Below are 20,191 nucleotides of genomic sequence, written 5' to 3' on the forward strand. Positions count from 1 at the left end.
TTAAGCGGCATTGGCACGCACAGCATCTGCCAGGCTGTTTGCAAGTGTGGTGACTTCAGCCAGATCATCGCCTTCGACCATCACACGAATGACAGGTTCTGTGCCAGATTTACGAATCAATAAACGGCCACGACCTTTAAGCTGCTGTTCGGCTTTTTCAAATTCAGCTGCCAGTTCAGGCACTGAATAAGGGTCAAACATGGCATTTAAACGTACATTGACCAGGACATTTGGCAACAGTTTAAAGTCAGCCACAAGTTCATGCAGGGCTTTTTTCTGTTCAACCATCACGGTTAAAACCTGCAGGGCTGCAATAATGGCATCGCCTGTGGTGCTCTTGTCTAAAGTCAGAATATGACCAGAAGGCTCACCGCCAATTACCCAGCCATTTTCTTCCAGACCTTGTAATACATAACGGTCGCCGACTTTGGCACGTAATAACGGCACTTGAGCTTTTTCCAGCGCCAGTTCCAGCGCCATATTGCTCATTAAGGTACCGACGATACCTGCCGGTTTTTTCGAGCTTTGAGTCGCAAGAATATAAAGAATATGGTCGCCATCAATCAGATTACCGGCTTTATCTACGAGAACCACACGGTCAGCATCCCCATCAAAGGCAATACCCAAATCCGCTTGATGTTGAATCACGGCTTGTTGCAAGCTTTCCGGATGCGTTGAACCACAGCCCTCATTAATATTTAAACCGCTCGGCTCATTGTGAATCGCAATTACACGTGCGCCCAGTTCACGGAACACTGCAGGTCCCACGTTATAGGCTGCACCATTGGCACAATCCACCACAATGGTGAGTTCATTCAGATCCAGATGATACGGGAACGTCGATTTACAGAATTCAATATAGCGACCGTTGGCATCTTTAACCCGGATACTTTTACCCAGATTCGCCGTATCTTCAATCACAAAATCTTTTTCAAGTTCCTGATTAATTTCGTCTTGTAAAGCATCTGGCAATTTTTTACCTTCCGCAGAGAAGAACTTAATGCCGTTATCAAAATACGGGTTATGCGAAGCGGAAATGACAATACCCAAGCTGGCATGTAAGGCACGGGTCAAGTGAGCAATCGCCGGTGTCGGTAGTGGACCTAAAAGGTGAACATAAACGCCAGCGGCATTTAAACCTGCCTGTAAGGCAGCTTCCAGGATATAACCAGACAAACGGGTATCTTTACCCAGAACCACCAATGGTTTGGATTTTTTACTATGACGTTTTAAAACTTTACCAGCCGCAAATCCCAGTTTCAGGGCAAACTCAGGGGTAATCGGCAATTCGCCAAACTTTCCACGAATACCATCCGTACCAAAATAACTCATCTTTATCTCACTTCTTAGCGGATGATTGATATCACCCATTTTTTTCCTTGAGTCACACTTTACACCAAAATAAAAAAGCCGTCATTTGCATGACGGCTTTTTAAAATTTTAAATCACAGGAAATTAACCTACGCGATAGTTTGGTGCTTCTTTGGTAATGGTCACATCATGTACATGCGACTCAGACATACCGGCAGAAGTGATTTTCACAAACTTGGCATTCTGACGCAGGTCTTCAATCGTCGCAGAACCGGTATAACCCATTGAAGAACGTAGGCCGCCCATCATCTGATGTACGATATTACCCATTGGGCCTTTGTACGGTACACGACCTTCAATACCTTCAGGAACCAGCTTCTCGGCACCGGCCTTGGAGTCCTGGAAGTAACGGTCAGCAGAACCTGTCGCACCCGCCATCGCGCCCAATGAACCCATACCGCGATAAGCCTTGTAGTAACGGCCCTGGAAGAATTCAACTTCGCCTGGTGCTTCTTCAGTACCGGCCATCAATGAACCAACCATAATCGTGCTTGCGCCCGCACCAATCGCTTTGGCCATATCGCCAGAGAAACGAATACCGCCATCTGCGATCAAAGGAATCTGATCTTTCAGCGCATTGGCAACAGAATCAATCGCAGAGATCTGTGGCATACCAATACCCGCCACAATACGCGTGGTACAGATTGAACCAGGACCAATACCAACTTTAACGGCATCCGCACCTGCATCAAGTAACGCCAGCGCAGCATCACCTGTCGCGATGTTACCGCCAATCACCTGAACTTGTGGATAATTGGCCTTAACCCAACGTACACGCTCGATCACACCTGCAGAATGGCCATGTGCAGTATCGACTACAATCACGTCCACACCTGCATCAACCAAGGCTTCTACGCGGCTTGGCGTTTCTGCACCAGTACCGACAGCAGCACCAACACGCAGACGACCCAGGTCATCTTTACAGCTATTTGGATACAATTCAGCTTTACGGAAATCGGTTACCGTAATTAAGCCTTTCAGCTCTTGCTGATCGTTGACCACCAATACTTTTTCAATACGGTGCTGTTGCAATAAAGCTTGGATATTTTCTTTCGATTCGCCTTCACGAACTGTCACCAGACGATCCTGACCAGTCATGATATTGCTGACTGGCTGCTCAAGATTGGTTTCAAAGCGTGTATCACGACCTGTCACGATACCCACCACTTTGCCGTCTTTCACAACAGGCACACCACTGATATTATTGGCTTGAGTCAGCGCAATCAATTCACGTACTGTGGTCTCAGGAGTCACTGTAATCGGGTCTTTAACCATACCCGCTTCGAATTTTTTCACACGGCGCACTTCTGCAGCCTGAACAGCGATATCCATGTTCTTGTGCAAAATACCGATACCACCATTTTGCGCCATTGCAATTGCCATACGGGACTCAGTCACCGTATCCATTGCTGCGGATACAAGAGGAATATTCAGGTTAATGCCACGAGTTAAACGTGTCTTTAGGGAGACATCTTTTGGAAGAACAGTAGAATAGGCAGGGAGTAATAGGACATCATCGAAGGTTAACGCGTCTTGAACGATGGTCAACATAACAGTCTCACTGGTAATTTCCGTGCACTATTATAAACAAATATCGGCTTAAATTTCATTGCAATTGCAAAATTATTTTTTTATTCAAGCTTTGTACACGCAGATCTATGTGGGTGCTAAAACAGTATCAATAATACCTCTGATAATGAAGTTCCCTATTTTAAATATACCCCGATCATTTTAATGGAGTGAAAAGCAGAGCCTAAGCTCTGCTTTGGATGGATTTAGCTGACATATTCAAAACTGTCATCATTGTCAGCTTCATCAGTTTCAATCTGGACAAAGGGCAACATATTGTGTGCAACACGTGCCTTGTTGCATTGATCATCGGCAATCTGCACTTCTTTGCAGGATGAACTGCGCAGCTCATACATACCGCAGCTGACCTGCTGGCCGATGGTGCCATCGAGTGCAATACAGCGTGGATTTTTTTGATTGGTTCCCGCCATACATGAATAGACTGCTGTCACAGGTTCGGTATAGTGCTCAGGCATATGAATACCTTCAGCCCAATAAAACGAAACCCTGAAATAGGCGCAGCACGCCCCGCAGCTTAAACACGCATCCGGTTTTGGAACTTGAGACAACATTTCTTATAAGTTCTCATTATCAAAAAAAGTTTTTTGGAGAAGAAATATAAAAAATGTTGTTTTTCCACACAAGAAAAAAATTATTTTTTGTGTGAACTATTCAGGACAGGTAAAAACCGTTTCATCCATCAGGTCAGTGCCGCATTCCAGCGTTTCAATCCAGTCCAGAAACTGGGTAATCTGCTCTTTGCCGATAAATGGTGTGCCATGCTGCGGCACAATCATCTCGATTTCCATGCTGCGTACCATTTTCACCCAGAGACGAATCACCTTGTTATTGCACATATAGCGTTGATGGAAGCTTTTCATTTTTGGGATATGCGCGGCAAAGTTTTCCAGTGGCTTGGCGGCATCTTCAACCATGGACGCACCCATATCACCTGAAAATAAAATTTTGGCAATCGGATCATAAAACTGGAAATTCCCTACCGAATGCAGAAAATGCGCCGGTACCGCCACAATATGTGATTGACCCAACGGGATGATTTGACCATGATCCGGAAGCTCCACCAATCGATCTAACCAGTTACCTTTCATCCGGTCACTCATAAAGGCCGAGTTTAAGTGCGGCAAGAAGCGCGCCCACAGCTTGGATGCCACCACTTTGGCCTCCGTATAGACCAGCCAGCGCGGCATCGAGGTGATGATATCCGGATCCTGGTGCGAGGCCATGACATAATCCAGATTGGTCAAACGGGTATATTTATTCAGCTCCATAGTCAGCGGCACATAGGTTAAATCACCACCCGGATCAAGTACCGCTGCGCGCTCATGATCAATGATCAGAAACTGGTTTGCCTGAACGCCTTCACCTTTAACCAGACTGGTAAAACTGATGCACTTATGTGTCCCGTTATCAAACAGGACCTGCGATGTGGTGCGTTCAAAAGCCATGTAAATTCCCCAATTTATAATAAAAATAACGTTTTTATACCCGTATAAAATATAAGGAATTAATCAAACTTACAATCAATAAAACTAGCCATATCACACTATTTACCAAGGTTTTGAGAGAATTTTAACCATAAAAAATCCTGAGTTTTTAGCTCAGGATTCATGTAATTTATTATTTTATGATTTAAAAGAAATAATGTTGAGTCAGTGTTGCGACACCAATCACCAGGAAAATCGTCGCTCCAATTTTATGAATCAGGCTGATCGGGAGTCTATTCGCCAGCTTATCTCCCAAAAATACTGCAGGTGCATTGGCCAGCATCATGCCCAAAGTGGTCCCAAGCATCACCCAGAATACGCTATCGAAACGTGCTGCTAATGCGACCGTAGCAATCTGAGTTTTGTCACCAATTTCTGCCAGAAAGAACAGAATAAAGGTCGCACCAAATACCCCGAATTTTTGCCATTTATTGATACTGGCATTTTCATCCCCGAGTTCATCCGGAATCAGCATCCAGACAGCCATTGCGATAAAGCCAATCGAGACGATCCACAGTAGCACCTCCGGCCCGATCACCGTGGTCACCCATTGTCCCAATACTGCAGAAAGGCCGTGGTTAATCAGCGTCGCCAATAAAATGGCAACTAAAATAGGAACAGGTTTGCGAAAACGTGCGGCAAGCAGCAATGCCAGCAGTTGGGTCTTATCACCCATTTCAGCCAGTGCTACGATTGCAGTCGACAGTAGGAATTCATACATGAGGTTTTTCTCTGGCTAGCATCCAATACCAATGACTCACCGCTCCTGCTAGCCAAAATCTGCAGAGTGGTAAATCAAAGGTCTTGCCAACAAAAGAAAGCTTGGAAAAGCTGACTTGGTTCTTTGCTATGATGACCATGCTCGGTTGAGCAAATATGTTGACCATCACCCTTCTGCTTTGCGCAAAAGGCGGCTACTCCCCAATGAAGTGCGCCAAGTATAGAATCAAATAGATTATTTTTCAATGCAGCAGCAAAAAACCCTGCCGAAGCAGGGTTTTCTCTTTACACCCTCTTTATATTTCTTCCTGAGCTTCAATTGAAATATTTTTCAATGAAGCGCAAGAGAAAAGAAAGTGAATCGAATTTAATTTAGATTAACAGCGTACGGATATCTTTGAGCAGCTTGGTCAGCTTGTTGGTGAAACGAGCAGCATCTGCACCATTGATCACACGATGATCGTAGGACAATGAAAGCGGCAGCATCAAGCGTGGATCAAAGCCTTCACCATTCCAGACCGGCTGCATGGTTGCAGGTGAAATACCCAGAATTGCCACTTGCGGCCAGTTCACCAATGGCGTAAATGCCGTACCGCCAATTGAACCCAGGCTAGTGATCGTGAAGTTGGCACCTTGCAGATCTTTCGGCGACAATTTCTTGTCACGCGCTTTTTGACCCAAGGTTCCTAGCTCAGTAGCAATCTGTTTAATTGACTTCTGTTCTGGATGACGCAGTACAGGCACAGTCAAACCATCTGGCGTTGCGACCGCGATACCCATATGGATCTCGTTACGTAGCAAGACTGACTTGCCATCATCGGCCAAGTGACCAGCAAACTCACGCTCTTCTTTTAACAAGTGCGCAACTGCTTTGATGATGAATGCCATAATGGTCAGGCTCAAGCCTTCTTTTTTGAAGTTGCCTTTCAGTTCATTACGCCATGCTTCCAGTTCAGTAATATCCGCTGCATCAAACTGGGTCACTTGCGGAATGAAATTATTCAGCGACAACTGTGGAATAGACACTTGTTGCAAGCGCGTCAAGGCTTTCTCTTCCACACCACCAAAAGCGCTAAAGTCTGGCAGTTTTGGCAGACCTGCGACTTGAGCAGCAGCGGCTACAGGAGCCGCCTGTGGCGTAGTAAGACGCGTTTTGACATACGCTTTCAGGTCTTCTTTCATGACGCGCGCATGTGGGCCAGATGCTTTGACGTCTGCCAACACGACGCCCAGTTCACGGGCCAGTTTACGCACCGCAGGACCGGCATAAACTTTAGAATTAGCGGCATTCTGCTCTTTGGTCAGCTTGTCAGCATTATCCGACGTCGTGACTGTTTGAGTAGAAGATGCAGCAGGTGCCGGGGCTGCTTTTGGTGCTTCTGCTGCTTTCGGTGCTTCTGCTTTGGCTACGACAGGTGCAGCAGCTGCTTGCGCTTCAGCTTCAGCTTCAGCTTCAATTGTCACCAGTGCAATGCCTTGAGAGACATTTTGACCCAGTTCCACATGAATGGCTTTAATCACGCCGGCTGTAGTGCTTGGCACTTCAACAGTCGCTTTATCTGATTCCACCACGATGATGCTCTGGTCTTTTTCAACCGTATCACCGACCTGAACCAGAATTTCAGCCACAGCCGCCTTGTCTACACCTAGATCAGGCACCTTCACTTCAACATCACCTGCAGGTGCTGCTGGCGTTTGTGGCGCTTCAACTGCTTTCTCTTGGGTTGCCGCTTGAGCAACTGGTGCTTGAGGTGCTTCTGTCTGTACTTGTGCTGCCGAAACAGCCGTTTTCACTTTCAGAATGACCACACCTTCTTTGATCGTGTCGCCTTCTTTAATCTCGATGGACTCTACCGTGCCTGAAACCGTACTTGGCACTTCAACAGTCGCCTTGTCTGATTCCACCACTACGATACTTTGATTTACCTCGATTTCATCACCGACAGCGACCAGGATTTCCCCTACAGTAGCTTTTTCTACACCAATATCGGGGATTTGTACATCAACCACCTGTGAGCTCGCTTGAGCCTCAGGAGCAGCAGAAGCTTTAGGCTGATGTGAAGCCAGTTCCTGCATGATTTCCTGATCCGGCAATGAAGTCGGAGTATTTTCTGAAGTTTTTTGTGAGGCATCTGCTTGCTGTGGCTCGACCACATCAGCGCTGCCGTCTTCAGCTTGTAGCTCAATCAGTACCGCGCCTTCAGCCACTTCATCACCCTGACTCACCAGAATGCTTTTTACCACGCCTGCTGAAGTGCTAGGCACTTCAACAGAGGCTTTATCAGATTCAAGCAATACAATGCTGTCATCGATCGCGATCGTATCACCCACTTTGACCAGAATTTCGGCCACTGTTGCCTTATCTACACCAATATCAGGAGTCGTAATTTGCATGCTTAGTTCTCCTCTTTGTAGTCAGCAACAGCATGTACAGATGGGGTTTCTTGCGGTGCCCAAGCCACTGGACGATCTGTATCAAGCTCAAAAGTCGAGATCGCATCTTTTACCAGGCGCGCATCAACTTCACCTTCATCTGCCAGTTTTTTCAGGGTTGCAACCACAATATGGGCAGCATCAACACCGAAGTAACTACGCAAGTTGGCACGTGTATCTGAACGGCCATAACCGTCAGTACCCAATGCTACGAATGGACGGCCATCTGGAAGATAAGCACGAATCTGTTCGCTATAAGCACGCATATGATCGGTTGCAGACACGACGATACCTTCAGTACCGCGAAGCTGTTTCGATACCCATGCTTCTTTTACGTCTTCAGCCAGCGGATGCAAGCGGTTGTATTCTTCACATGCCATACCGTCACGTGCCAGTTCATTGAAGCTGGTCACGCTGTAGACATTTGAATGAATTTGATATTCTTCACGCAGAATCTTCGCCGCCTTGATCACTTCACGCAGGATTACACCTGAGCCCAGTAACTGAACAGTGGCTTTTTCATCTTCTTCCAGTAAGTACATACCACGCTTAATGCCTTCTTCAACACCTTTTGGCATTTCCGGATGCTCGTAGTTTTCGTTCATCACGGTCAGGTAATAGAACACACGTTCCTGGTTCACATACATACGCTGTAAACCGTCATGCACGATCACTGCCAATTCATAACCGAAACATGGGTCATAAGAGACACAGTTTGGAATGGTATTAGCCAAGATGTGTGAATGACCATCCTGATGCTGTAAACCTTCACCGTTCAGTGTAGTACGACCCGCAGTTGCACCCAGCAAGAAGCCTTGTGCCTGTGCATCGCCTGCTGCCCATGCAATATCACCAATACGCTGGAAACCAAACATCGAGTAGTACATGTACATCGGAATCATTGGCAGGTTATTGGTTGAATAACTGGTCGCCAATGCTGCCCATGCACTCATCGCACCGGCTTCGTTAATCCCTTCCTGCAACATGTGACCGTCTTTGGCTTCACGGTAATGCATCAGCTGTTCTTGGTCTTCCGGAGTATATTTCTGGCCATGCGCGGCATAAATACCGAGCTGACGGAACATCCCTTCCAGACCGAAAGTACGGGCTTCATCTGGAACAATTGGAACAACGCGGTCTTTAATCGCTTTCTCTTTAAGAAGTGCAGAGATTAAACGCACCATCACCATTGTGGTGGATTGTTCTTTACCATTTGAACCGGCCAAGACCGAATCAAATACTGAAAGTCCAGGAATCGCCAGCTGTTCGCTTTCCTTACGACGTGCAGGCAGGTAGCCACCTAGCGCCTCACGACGCGCCTTCATATATTTCAATTCAGGGGAATTTTCGCTTGGACGGTAGAACGGTACTTCTTCAAGCTGTTCATCAGTGAAAGGAAGGTGGAAACGGTCACGCACGTATTTCAAAGAATTGATTTGCATCTTCTTGATTTGGTGAGTTTTGTTGACTGCTTCGATTTCTTCCGACAAACCATAACCTTTCACGGTTTTTGCCAGAATCACGGTCGGCTGACCTTTGGCCGTACATGCTTCGGCATAAGCAGCAAAGACTTTGTACGGGTCGTGACCACCGCGGTTCAGATTATCAATATCTTCGTCGCTTAAGTCTTTAACCAACTCAGCTGCTTCTGGATATTTGCCGAAGAACTTTTCACGCGCGTAAGCACCACCTTTTACCTGGTAACGCTGGAAATCGCCATCGACTGCTTCTTCCATCACTGCTTTCAGTGCACCGGATTTATCTTTATCCAGTAGTGGATCCCAATGACGGCCCCACACAACTTTAATCACACGCCAGCCTGCGCCGCGGAATAATGACTCAAGTTCCTGAATGATCTTGCCATTACCACGTACCGGACCATCCAGACGTTGCAAGTTACAGTTCACTACCCAAATCAGGTTGTCGAGCTTTTCGCGACCTGCCAGAGAAATTGCACCCAAGCTTTCCGGCTCGTCCATCTCACCATCACCCAGATAAGCCCAAACCTTACGATCTTCTTCTTTAATCAGGCCACGGTTCATCAGGTACTTTTGGATATGTGCCTGATAAATTGACATGATTGGACCCAGACCCATCGATACGGTCGGGAACTGCCAGTAGTCCGGCATCAAATAAGGATGCGGATAAGATGGCAAACCTTTACCACCCACTTCACGACGGAAATTATTCAGATGCTCTTCAGTCAGACGGCCTTCTAAAAATGAACGCGCGTAAATACCCGGTGCACAGTGACCCTGGTAATAGATCATGTCGCCGCCGAAGCTATCGCTGTTGGCACGGAAGAAGTGGTTAAAGCCCACATCATAAAGGGTTGCAGAAGAAGCAAAACTCGCCAAGTGACCACCGAGATCATCACCGGTTTTATTCGCGCGTAATACCATTGCCAAGGCATTCCAGCGGATCAGCGCGCGAATACGGCGCTCCATGTCCTGGTCGCCTGGCATTGCAGGTTGTTCTTCAACAGAAATCGTATTTAAGTAGGGAGTATTTAAACGCTGAATAGGAACATGCTTTGCAATTGCGCGTTGATAAAGTTTTTCTAATAAAAATGCTGCACGCTCAGTGCCCATGTGCTGCAAAACAGAGTCAAATGCATCTTGCCATTCTTGGGTTTCTTGCGCGTCTGTATCGCCATAAAACGCCATAATCTACAGTTCCTAAAAGCCTAATCTAATGTCTTATATGTACCATATTTAAGACCTCTGCAGGTATGGCCTTAGCTGAATGCGATTTAGCAGTACTATTTAGGAACTAAATGATGGGTGACGTATAATTACACTACATAACAAAAAATAGTCAATAAAGGCGATTTATTATACAATCATTATAATAGTTGGTGATAATATGAGACTTAAAAGTGATAAAACAAAAAGCCCTTCAAGTTGACTTGAAGAGCCTGCAGTTTAAACGCTTTAAAATGCTTATTGGAGGTTTTTATGTATAGAGATGCTTCTTGTTATTCAGGTCTATACTTAAGGTAACATGGCCAAATAAGTAGATGGGTTTTTACGTTGACCGTCTTTTACTACTTCATAATGTAAGTGTGGACCGGTACAGCGACCAGTACAGCCAACGTTGGCAATATGATCACCTGCTTGCACCTGCTCTCCCACACGTGCAATAAGACGTGAAGCATGGGCATAGCGCGTTAAATAGCCATTGCCATGATTGATTTCAACGTATTGACCATAACCTGTGCCCCAACCTGATTTGGTCACAATCCCTGGACCTGTTGCATAGATTGGTGTACCACTTGGCGCTGCAAGATCAAGGCCTGAATGATTTTCAGCACGGCCACTCATGGTACGGCCACCGTAATTTGAACTTACGCGAGAATTAGGTAAAGGATGAGAAATTAGCCAAGAATAAGCACTGTTTGCTGCCGCTTTGTTGGATGAAGTATTGGCATACTTCTGAGCAAGCGTACGATTGTTTAGTTCAACCGGTTTCTCACGAAGCTGAACATTCAATTTAGTCTGTGCTGGAATATCGATATCATCTGGATGAGTATATGCACCCTGTGCCAGAGTACGCGTCAATTGCTCGATACGATCTGTTGAACCATTTTCTTGATTTAGATTAACTAAATCTGCGAACGCAACCGAAGCCGCTGAAACTGATAAAGAAAATGCCAACAAAATACGTCGCATATGCATAAAAAACCTCTCTAAACTGCTTTAATCGAGTTCCTTGAAGATCTCTATCCTTGATATCCACTAAAAGAAGCGCATAAGATTAAGACATAAATATGTAGGAATTATGTATGTCGGAACCTGTCAACGTTTTTCAACAAACAAGAAAACAGATAAAAACAGGAAACTTTTCGTTTCTCTCATCACAAGTCGCTGCTTGGCAGAAACTCACGAAACTCGTACAACCGCTATTGCCCCAACCGGAACGCTGGCAAGTTGTCTGCTATCAAAATGGTGTGTTAACGATTACTGGTGAAAACCAGGCCATGATCAGTCAATTGGCCTATCTTCAAAAGCAATACATTTCACAACTCTCTCAAATAAATGAATTAACAGATCTCACTAAACTTCAAGTTTGCCTGCGGAATCCTTCGCAAACGCCACCTGTTTCAGCAACACCTGAAAGAGCCTTAAATGCAGAAACACAGGAATTACTTCGTAGTGCTGCTGACTTTATAAGCGACCCTAAGCTTAGCCAAGCTTTACTACGTTTGGCAAGCAATAAAAAGTAACATCGCAATCAAATGTAATAAATTAAAAAGCAAACATTGTGTGATGTATGTCACAGTATTAAAGCAATAACAAAAACATAAAGACACAAACACAATGACTTATGTCACATTCACATACATGATTGGACAATTGGCTTCGTCATCAAATGTTACAATTTCATAGCAGCTTGGATCACTTTTCACATTGCGTAAAAGTTGATTATTCAAGGCATGTCCAGATTTATAACCATCAAATTTGGCAATAATCTGATGCCCGAGCAGGTATAAATCACCCACGGCATCCAGAATTTTATGACGTACAAATTCGTCCGAGAAACGTAAACCTTCTTCATTAACGACCCCGGTTTCATCCACACCAATGGCATTTTCCAGACTTGCACCTAAGGCCAGATTATTGGCTTTGAGATAATCCAGATCTTTCATAAACCCAAAGGTACGCGCTTCACTGACTTCATAAACGAAGGTTTCAGTAGAAAAATCGATACTGGCGGACTGATGTTCTTTTTTAAAGGCAGGATGATCAAAATCGATGGTGAAATTCAGCTGAAAGCCCTCATGTGGGCTAAAAATGGCACATTTGTCATCAATCAGTGCTTCAACCGGTTTAATAATCTTGACGAATTTTTTAGCAGCATCCAGTTCTTGCAAACCACCCTGCATTAACAGGTAAATAAACGGACCTGCGCTGCCGTCCATAATCGGCACTTCAGAAGCCGATACTTCAATAATTAGGTTATCAATGCCCAGACCAGCGATCGCACTCATGACATGTTCAATGGTGCCTACTTTGGCATTTTCCTGAACCAGGTTCGAGCACATAAAGGCTTCCTGAATCAGCATGGCATCGGCAGGAATGTCCACCGGCGGATTCAGGTCAATACGACGAAACACAATTCCCCCATCGGCATGGTGCGGCACAAAGTTAATCATGACTTTTTGCCCACTGTGAAGACCGATTCCGCTCGCTTTCACGACACGTTTCAGGGTACGTTGTTTCAACATGCTTTTATCATCTGTTCATCTATAAAACCGCTATACGTTAGCATATTTGGCCATTGATAAAAAACAAAAAGGTGGCTTAAAAGCCACCTTTCCTGTCTAATCCAGCTAAACACATGATGTTACATGTTATTTACGCTGTTGATTCTTAAGATAATCCTGAATACTCATTGGCGTTGGGCGCGGGCTAGAAACTGAAGTTGCCGCTGGATTCGCTGCTGCACCTGTTTCATGTTGCTGACGCTGAATTGCCGGTACATCATCATCTTCCACCACAGCCTGTGCAGCTGCTGCTGGACGAGTTGCCTGTACATTAGTACGTTTGGTCGGTTCAACTGAATCCGCTGCATGACGGGTTAGACCTGTTGCAATCACAGTCACGCTGATTTCATCACGCGCATCCGGATCAAAAACGGTACCGTAGAATACCTGACCTTCATCTAAATCGACAATCTGGTTCACGACATCGGTAATTTCTTCAATTTCACCGAAAGTCACATCATCGCCACCGGTCACGTTGATCAGAATACCTTTGGCATTCATGATAGTCACGTTGTCGAGTAATGGACTACGGATTGCCTGTTCAGCAGCCTGACGTGCACGGTTCTCACCACGACCCAGACCGACACCCATCATGGCATAACCACGTGTGCTCATGGCTGTTTTCAAGTCAGCAAAGTCAAGGTTGATATGGCCAGGACGGACGACTAAATCAAAAATACTGCGTACTGCATTCAGTAGAACATCATCCGCTTTTTTATATGCATCTTTCATTGAAATATCACGGAAGACTTTCAATAAACGCTGGTTTGGAATGATGATTAATGAGTCTACATGCTGCTCAAGGGCTTCGATGCCTTTTTCAGCAGACTGTAAACGGCGTTTGCCTTCAAAGTTAAATGGCGTGGTCACGACACCAACGGTCAGGATACCCATCTCTTTCGCAATTTCAGCCACGACTGGCGCTGCACCGGTACCGGTACCACCACCCATACCTGCAGTAACAAAGACCATATCGGTCCCTTCAAGCTGCTGGCGGATCAGTTCACGGCTTTCTTCTGCTGCGGTCTGGCCGACTTGCGGATTTGCACCTGCACCCAGACCACGGGTACTTTGCTCGCCCAGCTGAATTTTAAATTCGGCTTCCATGCGATCCAATGCCTGCTTGTCCGTATTGGCACAAACAAACTTTACGCCCTGGATATCGGACTGCAACATATGTTGTACAGCATTACCACCCGCACCACCTACACCAAACACAGTGAAACGGGCTTGACCATTGCTATCGCTATGATCGTCTTCGAAAAATTCAAATGAGGCCATGACCTATAAAATTCCTAATTCATAATTGGCAGTCACTAAGCCCGTATACTGCCTTAATCTTAATAAAATTGTTTTTAAGAATGCTGCTCATGCGTTCACTTGTCAAGTACAAGCCCGATTAACTACATCTTCCCAACAATATTCACAATAAAAATCGACTTAAAAGATTGATTTCAAGGTGTCATTAAAGCCAAACAAGGCTCTTTTGACCCGCTTAGCCAATGACAACCGTTCTACATCATCCTGTTCCACAATCGTGTCTTGGGTATCACTCTGACTAAACATCAGCAAGCCAGCCACCGTACTATATTGCGAGCGACGTAAAGCAGCCTGATGTTGTTCATCTGCATACACCTGAGTCGGCGGATTACCTAAATGCGCCGAAACTCCCATGGTACGGCGAACAAAGCTCACCATTCCTTCGATATGACTAGCATCACCGGTTAATACCACACCATGATACAAGCCCTGGATGGCACCATTTTTCACTAACTCATCACGTACCAGACCCAGAATTTCTTCATACCGTGCCATGATAATTTCAGTCAGCTCGATCCGGCTGATGGTTTGTGGCCCGTCAATTCCTTGGAACTGAATCATATGGTCCGGCTTGACCACTTTCAGGTCGACACAGCCATACAGCAATTTCAGACGTTCAGCTTCTTCGGTCGTGGTTTGCAATACTGCTGCAATATCACGGGTCACATGTTCACCGCCACGCTGGAAGGTATGGGTTAAGGCCAAACGACCATCCACATACACCGCCACATTGGTCGTGCCAGCACCGATATCCACTAGACACACGCCATATTCTTTTTCGTCTTTGAGCAGGCTGGCTTCAGCGGTGGCCAGACTCGACACCACCATTTTTTCTACGCCGATATTGGCCCCCTTCAGGGCACGGTCAATATTCTGCATGGTACTGATTGGCAGCATCATCAGATGATAATGCCCGGTCATGCTATGTGCCGACATCCGAATCGGGTTTAGCACCCATTCCGGTGAATCATCCAGTTCAAAACCCAGAGGCACAGCACTGACCAGATAATGATCTGAAGTCAAATGACTGGCTTTGGCCAATTCCAGTGCACGCACCACTTCACTGGTGGTAATCGCATGCTCGCTATTGTCGATCGAGGTACGACCTGAAGCATAAAAGCTTTTTAATTCGGCACTTGGAATAGAGACCCAAGCAGAATGTACACGACATTCCGCCATATCTTCTGCTTCTTGAACGGCATTTTTAATTGCAGTAATAACTTTATCGAGACTGACAATTTTCCCTTTACTCATGCCTCGGTTACGAGCGGTGGCCATACCAATCACTTGGATATTGTCTGGCGCGTGTACCTTGCCAATCAAAACTGAAACTTTGTGTGTCCCAATGTCAATCGCCACAACCGAGGGAACAGCTTCACTCATTATTCACTACTACCATTACGTGTTTGTTAGATTTATGGCTTTAAATGCCTCTATTTTTTAAAGCCGGTCATTATGGCTTTACTGTTACCTTATTCTCAACGCCCGTGTCATCAATGGTTACAATAAAATGTCCATTTACAATTTTAGGCGGAATTGAATTTTTCCACTGTATCGACAATCCATTGCGATAACGCAGATCGATGGCCGAAATTTTAGACCAGACCGGCTTTAAATCGCTCTGAGACAGATGACTCAGGCGCTGTAATTTGCTCATGGTCTGATCTTTATCCACAATTATTCTTAAACCCGAATCAAACTGCATAAACCAGGTCATTCGCTCGGTGAGGTATAATTCTTTTAGACGAATGCCTTGTGGTAAAAATAACTGATTAATTTCATTATAACGACGCATCATGGTTTCTGCATGGCTCGCCGGCCCATGTAGTAACGGTAATGCCTGATAATTCTTGGGTGTGACTTCCGTGAAAATCACACCACTGTCACTCAATAAACGTCCCGTTCCCCAACGCGCAATCGCATGATGCGGCATCACCCGCACCCGAATGCCATTTGGCCAGGCTCGGGAAACCACAACCCGATCTACCCAGGACAATTCCAGGGTACGATCGCGGATCGCTTCCAGATCCGAAGTAAAATAGTTTTCGGTCACAATCGGTGACACATATTGCATGACCTGACGCTGTTCAGCAGCCGAGCGCGTACCTACCACGCCCAGCTCTGCCACGTCACTATTGGTCATGACTTTATATAAGCCCAATATTCCAAAGGCCAGCACCAGCAGCGCGATACACAACAATAACCAGCCACCAAAATTGGTCAGCTTTTCTTTGCGTGTTGGCGGCTTATCGTGAATTGAAGTAATCGCAGCACGTTTACGGCGCATGGAAACAGGAAGTTGAGCCATATTTAGTGTGCCGAACCAGTCAAGGTCTGTTCCAGAATTGCGACACACAGCTCATCAAAACTGTAACCGACTGCAGCTGCCGCTTTTGGCACCAGAGAATGACTGGTCATGCCCGGTACGGTATTCACTTCAAGCAACCAGAAGTTGCCCTGTTCATCCTGCATAGCATCGATCCTACCCCAACCGCTGGCACCGACTGCCTGGAATGCGCGCAAACTTAAGGCTTTTAACTGCTGCTCTTCAGCTTCAGTTAAACCACATGGAATGCCATATTGCACATCATTACGCTGATATTTCGCTTCATAATCGTAAAAGGCGACATCTTGAGGCGGTTCAAGACGAATTACGGGTAGCGCCTGACCATTTAAAACCACAATGGTGTATTCACGGCCAGTAATCCATTTTTCTGCCATCACCACGGCATCATGTTCAGTTGCCTTGGCAATTGCTTCAGCAAAATCTTCAATTTTTTCGACCTTGCTCATACCGATACTGGAACCTTCATGCACCGGCTTGATAATCAAAGGCAAGCCTAAAGCATTAACAATCTCGGTCGCATCAGAATCTTTGGTGACAATGCGATACGGTGCTGTCGGCAATTCCGAACCCTGCCAGACCTGCTTGGTCTTGACCTTGTCCATGCCGATCGCAGAACCTTGTACACCGGTACCGGTATACGGCACGTTTAACCATTCCAGTGCGCCCTGAATTTGGCCGTCTTCCCCGCCACGTCCATGCAATACAATAAAAGCACGATCATAATTTACCAGTTCTGTGACACTACGCTCCTGCGGGTCAAACGCTTCCGCATTAACCCCTGAACGCACTAATGCCTCAAGTACCGCCGTACCACTGTCTAGAGAAACCTCACGCTCTGCAGATTTACCACCAAGCAACACGGCAACTTTTCCGAATTTTGAAGCATTTGACACGTTTATATCCTTAAACTTTTTTCAATCTGGTCAATTCAATTCAGTCACGCAAGATGACTATTTTATATATAAGTGATTTTGTGCAAGTTCGACTGAGATTGCTCCAACATTACCTGCGCCCTGGGTTAATAACAAGTCATTTGCTTGCAATACTTTTCTCATGATCTGATTCAGGTTGCCGTCCGCCGCATCAACCAGAATCGGCTCGACTTCACCACGTAGACGAATGCTACGAGCCAAAGTACGGCTGTCAGCCCCGACAATCGGTTTTTCACCGGCAGGATAAACATCCAGCAACAATAACTGGTCTACAGTAGAAAGTACTTCCACAAAATCATCAAAACAGTCACGGGTACGGCTATAACGGTGTGGCTGGAACATCATTACCAGACGACGGTCCGGATGACTCTGACGCGCAGCTTTAATCGTGGCTTCGACTTCTTTTGGATGATGACCATAGTCATCCACCAGTTTCACGTCACCGCCCTCAATCGCAAACTCACCCTGAACTTCGAAGCGGCGACCTACGCCACTGAAACCTTCCAGTGCACGGCAGATTGAAGCGTCAGACACGCCTTCATCGGTTGCTATACCAATCGCAGCCAAGGCATTCAGCACATTATGCAAACCTGGTTGATTGACCGTTACACGCAATGGCTCACGCTCTTTACGCAATACGGTAAAGTGGGTTTGCATGCCATCTTGATCAACATCTACTGCACGGATGTCATTGTCTTCATTGAAACCATAAGTCAGTAACGGGCGTGCAATCCGCGGCATAATTTCACGGATATTGGCATCATCACCACAGACTACAGCCAAGCCGTAAAATGGCAGTTTTTGCAGGAACTGGATAAAGGTATCTTTCAGGACATCGAAGCTACCGCCATAGGTATCCATATGATCGGCATCAATATTGGTTACCACAGCAGCCATCGGTTCCAGGTGCAGGAAAGAAGCATCTGACTCATCGGCTTCGGCCACGATATAGCGGCTGGCGCCCAAGGCTGCGTTCATACCGGTACGGTTCAGCAAACCACCGATCACATAGGTTGGATCCATGTTTTCTTCAGCCAGCATACAGGTGATCAGACTAGTGGTCGTGGTTTTGCCATGCGTGCCGGCAACGGCAATTCCATGACGGTAACGCATCAGTTCACCCAGCATTTCCGCACGGCGAACCACAGGAATACGGTTTTCAATCGCGGTTTTAATTTCCGGATTTTCTTTATCAATCGCGGTAGAGACCACGATCACGTTGGCGCCCTTAATATTATTTGCAGTATGTCCGATATAGACTTTAATGCCATTCGCTTCCAGCTGTGCGGTGGTATTGGATGCCTTGATATCTGAACCGGAAACTTTATAGCCCTGGTTTTTCAGCACTTCTGCAATACCACACATGCCTGCACCACCGATCCCCACAAAATGAATGTGTTTGATACGACGCATTTCCGGCACTTTGATTAACTTTTTCGCTTGTTCAGCTGGGGTTGTTGGAGACATAGTTTACTCGGATTACAATTCTTGAATTAAACGGACCACATGTTGAGTCGCATCGGGTTGAGCCTGTCGGCGTGCTTTCACGGCCATTTCCATTAACAGTTGGCGATTCAGCATCGGCTCTAATAATGTTGTTAAACTGTCCGGGGTCATCGTGGCCTGCGGGCAAATCTTTGCCGCATTGATATTGGCCAGGAAACCGGCATTGGCCGTCTGGTGATCATCCACCGCACTTGGAAGCGGCACAAAAATCGCAGCTACGCCGGCAGTGGCAATTTCAGTTACAGTCAAAGCTCCGGCACGGCAAATCACCAGATCGGCATTAGAATAGGCTTTGGCCATATCTTCAATAAAAGGCTGTACTTCTACTTGCAGACTGGCTGGTGCATTTTCATAACGTGCCCGTGTCGCCTCAGCATGGTTTTGCCCACACTGATGATAGACGCTTAATGGCACATTGAGTTGCTTTAAAGCTTCCGGAACCCGTTCATTTAAGGCTTGCGCCCCCAAAGATCCGCCAACAATCAGAATACGTAAGGGCAGTCCTGCCTTGTCACGCTCCTGATAACGCCAGGACGGATTTAAAATTTCGCTAATTTCTTGTCGTACCGGATTACCTGTAGTCACAACTTTTTCTTGGGCCGGAAAAGTATTCGGGAACGCCTGACACACGGTCTTTGCCACACGCGACAATTGAGTATTGGTAAAACCAGCAACTGCATTCTGTTCATGAATCAGCACCGGAATGCCTAAGATACGTGCGGCCAAACCACCCGGGCCTGCCACATAACCGCCAAAGCCTGCCACGGCATCGACCTGAAGCTGTTTCATGAATTTCATGGCACTGAAGGTGGCTTTCATGATTTTAAAAGGCGCCAAGGCTTTACGTAAGAAACCATTGCCACGCACGCCCTGAATATCAATGTGATAAATGGGAATATTCTGGTTTTTTAACAGGCGGTTTTCCATGCCTGCAGGGGTGGCCAGCCAGGAAACCTGTATACCTTGTTGTTGTAAATCTTTGGCAACAGCTAACGCTGGAAACACATGTCCACCTGTACCTGCGGCCATCATCATGACATGTTTAGGCTGTTTTTGCTGAGCGTCGGTCACGGTTTAATTCTTCAATACTAAAAATGGAGCAGGAAATCTGATTTAAGTAATCAATTGTAATCACAAACCTCAGGCCATGAAAGTTTATTTACTTTATTTCAACAAGGCTTTAATTGTTTTTTTCACGCAAATTTCAAGTTTAGACTCGTTT

The 20,191-nt window shown here is 46.0% G+C and carries 16 protein-coding genes and 1 riboswitch; of the genes, 1 reads left to right on the forward strand and 15 read right to left on the reverse strand.

Going from position 1 to position 20,191, the window contains the following annotated elements; genetic code table 11:
- The 8 genes from glmM to F890_RS15985 all read right to left on the reverse strand — a co-directional run bounded on the left by glmM (position 1) and on the right by F890_RS15985 (position 11,275).
- Complete coding sequence (glmM, locus tag F890_RS15950; RefSeq protein WP_017397940.1) at positions 1-1,332, reverse strand: phosphoglucosamine mutase; 1,332 nt, start codon at positions 1,330-1,332, stop codon at positions 1-3.
- 123 nt (positions 1,333-1,455) lie between these two features.
- Positions 1,456-2,922, reverse strand: coding sequence for an IMP dehydrogenase (gene guaB, locus F890_RS15955; RefSeq protein WP_004281332.1), 1,467 nt, complete (start codon positions 2,920-2,922; stop codon positions 1,456-1,458).
- Positions 2,923-3,146: 224 nt separating this feature from the next.
- On the reverse strand, positions 3,147-3,512 hold the full coding sequence (locus F890_RS15960) for a YkgJ family cysteine cluster protein (RefSeq protein WP_080593399.1): 366 nt from the start codon (positions 3,510-3,512) through the stop codon (positions 3,147-3,149).
- Positions 3,513-3,608: 96 nt separating this feature from the next.
- On the reverse strand, positions 3,609-4,406 hold the full coding sequence (locus tag F890_RS15965) for an oxygen-binding di-iron domain-containing protein (RefSeq protein WP_005267659.1): 798 nt from the start codon (positions 4,404-4,406) through the stop codon (positions 3,609-3,611).
- A gap of 184 nt (positions 4,407-4,590) precedes the next feature.
- Positions 4,591-5,166 carry a TMEM165/GDT1 family protein gene (locus tag F890_RS15970; protein ID WP_005267660.1) on the reverse strand — a complete coding sequence of 192 codons (576 nt, stop codon included), beginning with the start codon at positions 5,164-5,166 and terminating at the stop codon, positions 4,591-4,593.
- A gap of 73 nt (positions 5,167-5,239) precedes the next feature.
- Positions 5,240-5,380: riboswitch (yybP-ykoY riboswitch) on the reverse strand.
- 157 nt (positions 5,381-5,537) lie between these two features.
- Positions 5,538-7,559 (reverse strand): 2-oxo acid dehydrogenase subunit E2, encoded by a 2,022-nt coding sequence (locus F890_RS15975; protein WP_005267661.1) that lies wholly within the window; start codon positions 7,557-7,559, stop codon positions 5,538-5,540.
- A 2-nt stretch (positions 7,560-7,561) separates the two neighbouring features.
- Positions 7,562-10,264 carry a pyruvate dehydrogenase (acetyl-transferring), homodimeric type gene (gene aceE, locus F890_RS15980; RefSeq protein WP_004729164.1) on the reverse strand — a complete coding sequence of 901 codons (2,703 nt, stop codon included), beginning with the start codon at positions 10,262-10,264 and terminating at the stop codon, positions 7,562-7,564.
- 327 nt (positions 10,265-10,591) lie between these two features.
- Positions 10,592-11,275, reverse strand: a complete 684-nt coding sequence (locus F890_RS15985) for a M23 family metallopeptidase (RefSeq protein ID WP_004281322.1) — start codon at positions 11,273-11,275, stop codon at positions 10,592-10,594.
- A 107-nt stretch (positions 11,276-11,382) separates the two neighbouring features.
- Here F890_RS15985 and F890_RS15990 point away from each other — a divergent pair, with 107 nt between their 5' ends.
- On the forward strand, positions 11,383-11,823 hold the full coding sequence (locus F890_RS15990) for a DciA family protein (protein ID WP_004729162.1): 441 nt from the start codon (positions 11,383-11,385) through the stop codon (positions 11,821-11,823).
- 99 nt (positions 11,824-11,922) lie between these two features.
- On the opposite strand, the gene lpxC is transcribed toward F890_RS15990, so the two are convergent.
- The 7 genes from lpxC to murG all read right to left on the reverse strand — a co-directional run bounded on the left by lpxC (position 11,923) and on the right by murG (position 20,040).
- Entirely contained in the window at positions 11,923-12,825 is a 903-nt protein-coding gene (gene lpxC / locus F890_RS15995) for a UDP-3-O-acyl-N-acetylglucosamine deacetylase (RefSeq protein ID WP_004281319.1), read from the reverse strand.
- Between the two features lie 126 nt (positions 12,826-12,951).
- On the reverse strand, positions 12,952-14,145 hold the full coding sequence (gene ftsZ / locus F890_RS16000) for a cell division protein FtsZ (RefSeq protein ID WP_005245713.1): 1,194 nt from the start codon (positions 14,143-14,145) through the stop codon (positions 12,952-12,954).
- A gap of 159 nt (positions 14,146-14,304) precedes the next feature.
- Positions 14,305-15,567, reverse strand: a complete 1,263-nt coding sequence (ftsA, locus tag F890_RS16005; protein ID WP_004647239.1) for a cell division protein FtsA — start codon at positions 15,565-15,567, stop codon at positions 14,305-14,307.
- 70 nt (positions 15,568-15,637) lie between these two features.
- Positions 15,638-16,492 carry a cell division protein FtsQ/DivIB gene (locus F890_RS16010; RefSeq protein WP_005108153.1) on the reverse strand — a complete coding sequence of 285 codons (855 nt, stop codon included), beginning with the start codon at positions 16,490-16,492 and terminating at the stop codon, positions 15,638-15,640.
- Between the two features lie 2 nt (positions 16,493-16,494).
- The gene (locus F890_RS16015; RefSeq protein WP_005267662.1) at positions 16,495-17,424 is read right to left on the reverse strand and encodes a D-alanine--D-alanine ligase; all 930 of its coding nucleotides are present in this window, start codon (positions 17,422-17,424) and stop codon (positions 16,495-16,497) included.
- Between the two features lie 57 nt (positions 17,425-17,481).
- Entirely contained in the window at positions 17,482-18,930 is a 1,449-nt protein-coding gene (gene murC, locus F890_RS16020; RefSeq protein WP_005245710.1) for a UDP-N-acetylmuramate--L-alanine ligase, read from the reverse strand.
- A gap of 12 nt (positions 18,931-18,942) precedes the next feature.
- The gene (gene murG / locus F890_RS16025) at positions 18,943-20,040 is read right to left on the reverse strand and encodes an undecaprenyldiphospho-muramoylpentapeptide beta-N-acetylglucosaminyltransferase (protein ID WP_005267663.1); all 1,098 of its coding nucleotides are present in this window, start codon (positions 20,038-20,040) and stop codon (positions 18,943-18,945) included.
- Positions 20,041-20,191: the final 151 nt, after the last annotated feature.

This window comes from Acinetobacter sp. CIP 64.7, from assembly GCF_000369745.1.
Taxonomy (GTDB): domain Bacteria; phylum Pseudomonadota; class Gammaproteobacteria; order Pseudomonadales; family Moraxellaceae; genus Acinetobacter; species Acinetobacter fasciculus.

Bases quoted from the DNA above. Each gene is read 5' to 3' on its own strand.
- F890_RS15970 (WP_005267660.1), bottom strand. From the start codon at position 5,166: ATGTATGAATTCCTACTGTCGACTGCAATCGTAGCACTGGCTGAAATG.
- F890_RS16010 (WP_005108153.1), bottom strand. From the start codon at position 16,492: ATGGCTCAACTTCCTGTTTCCATGCGCCGTAAACGTGCTGCGATTACT.
- F890_RS15975 (WP_005267661.1), bottom strand. From the start codon at position 7,559: ATGCAAATTACGACTCCTGATATTGGTGTAGATAAGGCAACAGTGGCC.
- F890_RS15985 (WP_004281322.1), bottom strand. From the start codon at position 11,275: ATGCATATGCGACGTATTTTGTTGGCATTTTCTTTATCAGTTTCAGCG.
- ftsA (WP_004647239.1), bottom strand. From the start codon at position 15,567: ATGAGTGAAGCTGTTCCCTCGGTTGTGGCGATTGACATTGGGACACAC.
- F890_RS15965 (WP_005267659.1), bottom strand. From the start codon at position 4,406: ATGGCTTTTGAACGCACCACATCGCAGGTCCTGTTTGATAACGGGACA.
- lpxC (WP_004281319.1), bottom strand. From the start codon at position 12,825: ATGTTGAAACAACGTACCCTGAAACGTGTCGTGAAAGCGAGCGGAATC.
- ftsZ (WP_005245713.1), bottom strand. From the start codon at position 14,145: ATGGCCTCATTTGAATTTTTCGAAGACGATCATAGCGATAGCAATGGT.
- glmM (WP_017397940.1), bottom strand. From the start codon at position 1,332: ATGAGTTATTTTGGTACGGATGGTATTCGTGGAAAGTTTGGCGAATTG.
- guaB (WP_004281332.1), bottom strand. From the start codon at position 2,922: ATGTTGACCATCGTTCAAGACGCGTTAACCTTCGATGATGTCCTATTA.
- aceE (WP_004729164.1), bottom strand. From the start codon at position 10,264: ATGGCGTTTTATGGCGATACAGACGCGCAAGAAACCCAAGAATGGCAA.
- F890_RS15960 (WP_080593399.1), bottom strand. From the start codon at position 3,512: ATGTTGTCTCAAGTTCCAAAACCGGATGCGTGTTTAAGCTGCGGGGCG.
- murC (WP_005245710.1), bottom strand. From the start codon at position 18,930: ATGTCTCCAACAACCCCAGCTGAACAAGCGAAAAAGTTAATCAAAGTG.
- F890_RS15990 (WP_004729162.1), top strand. From the start codon at position 11,383: ATGTCGGAACCTGTCAACGTTTTTCAACAAACAAGAAAACAGATAAAA.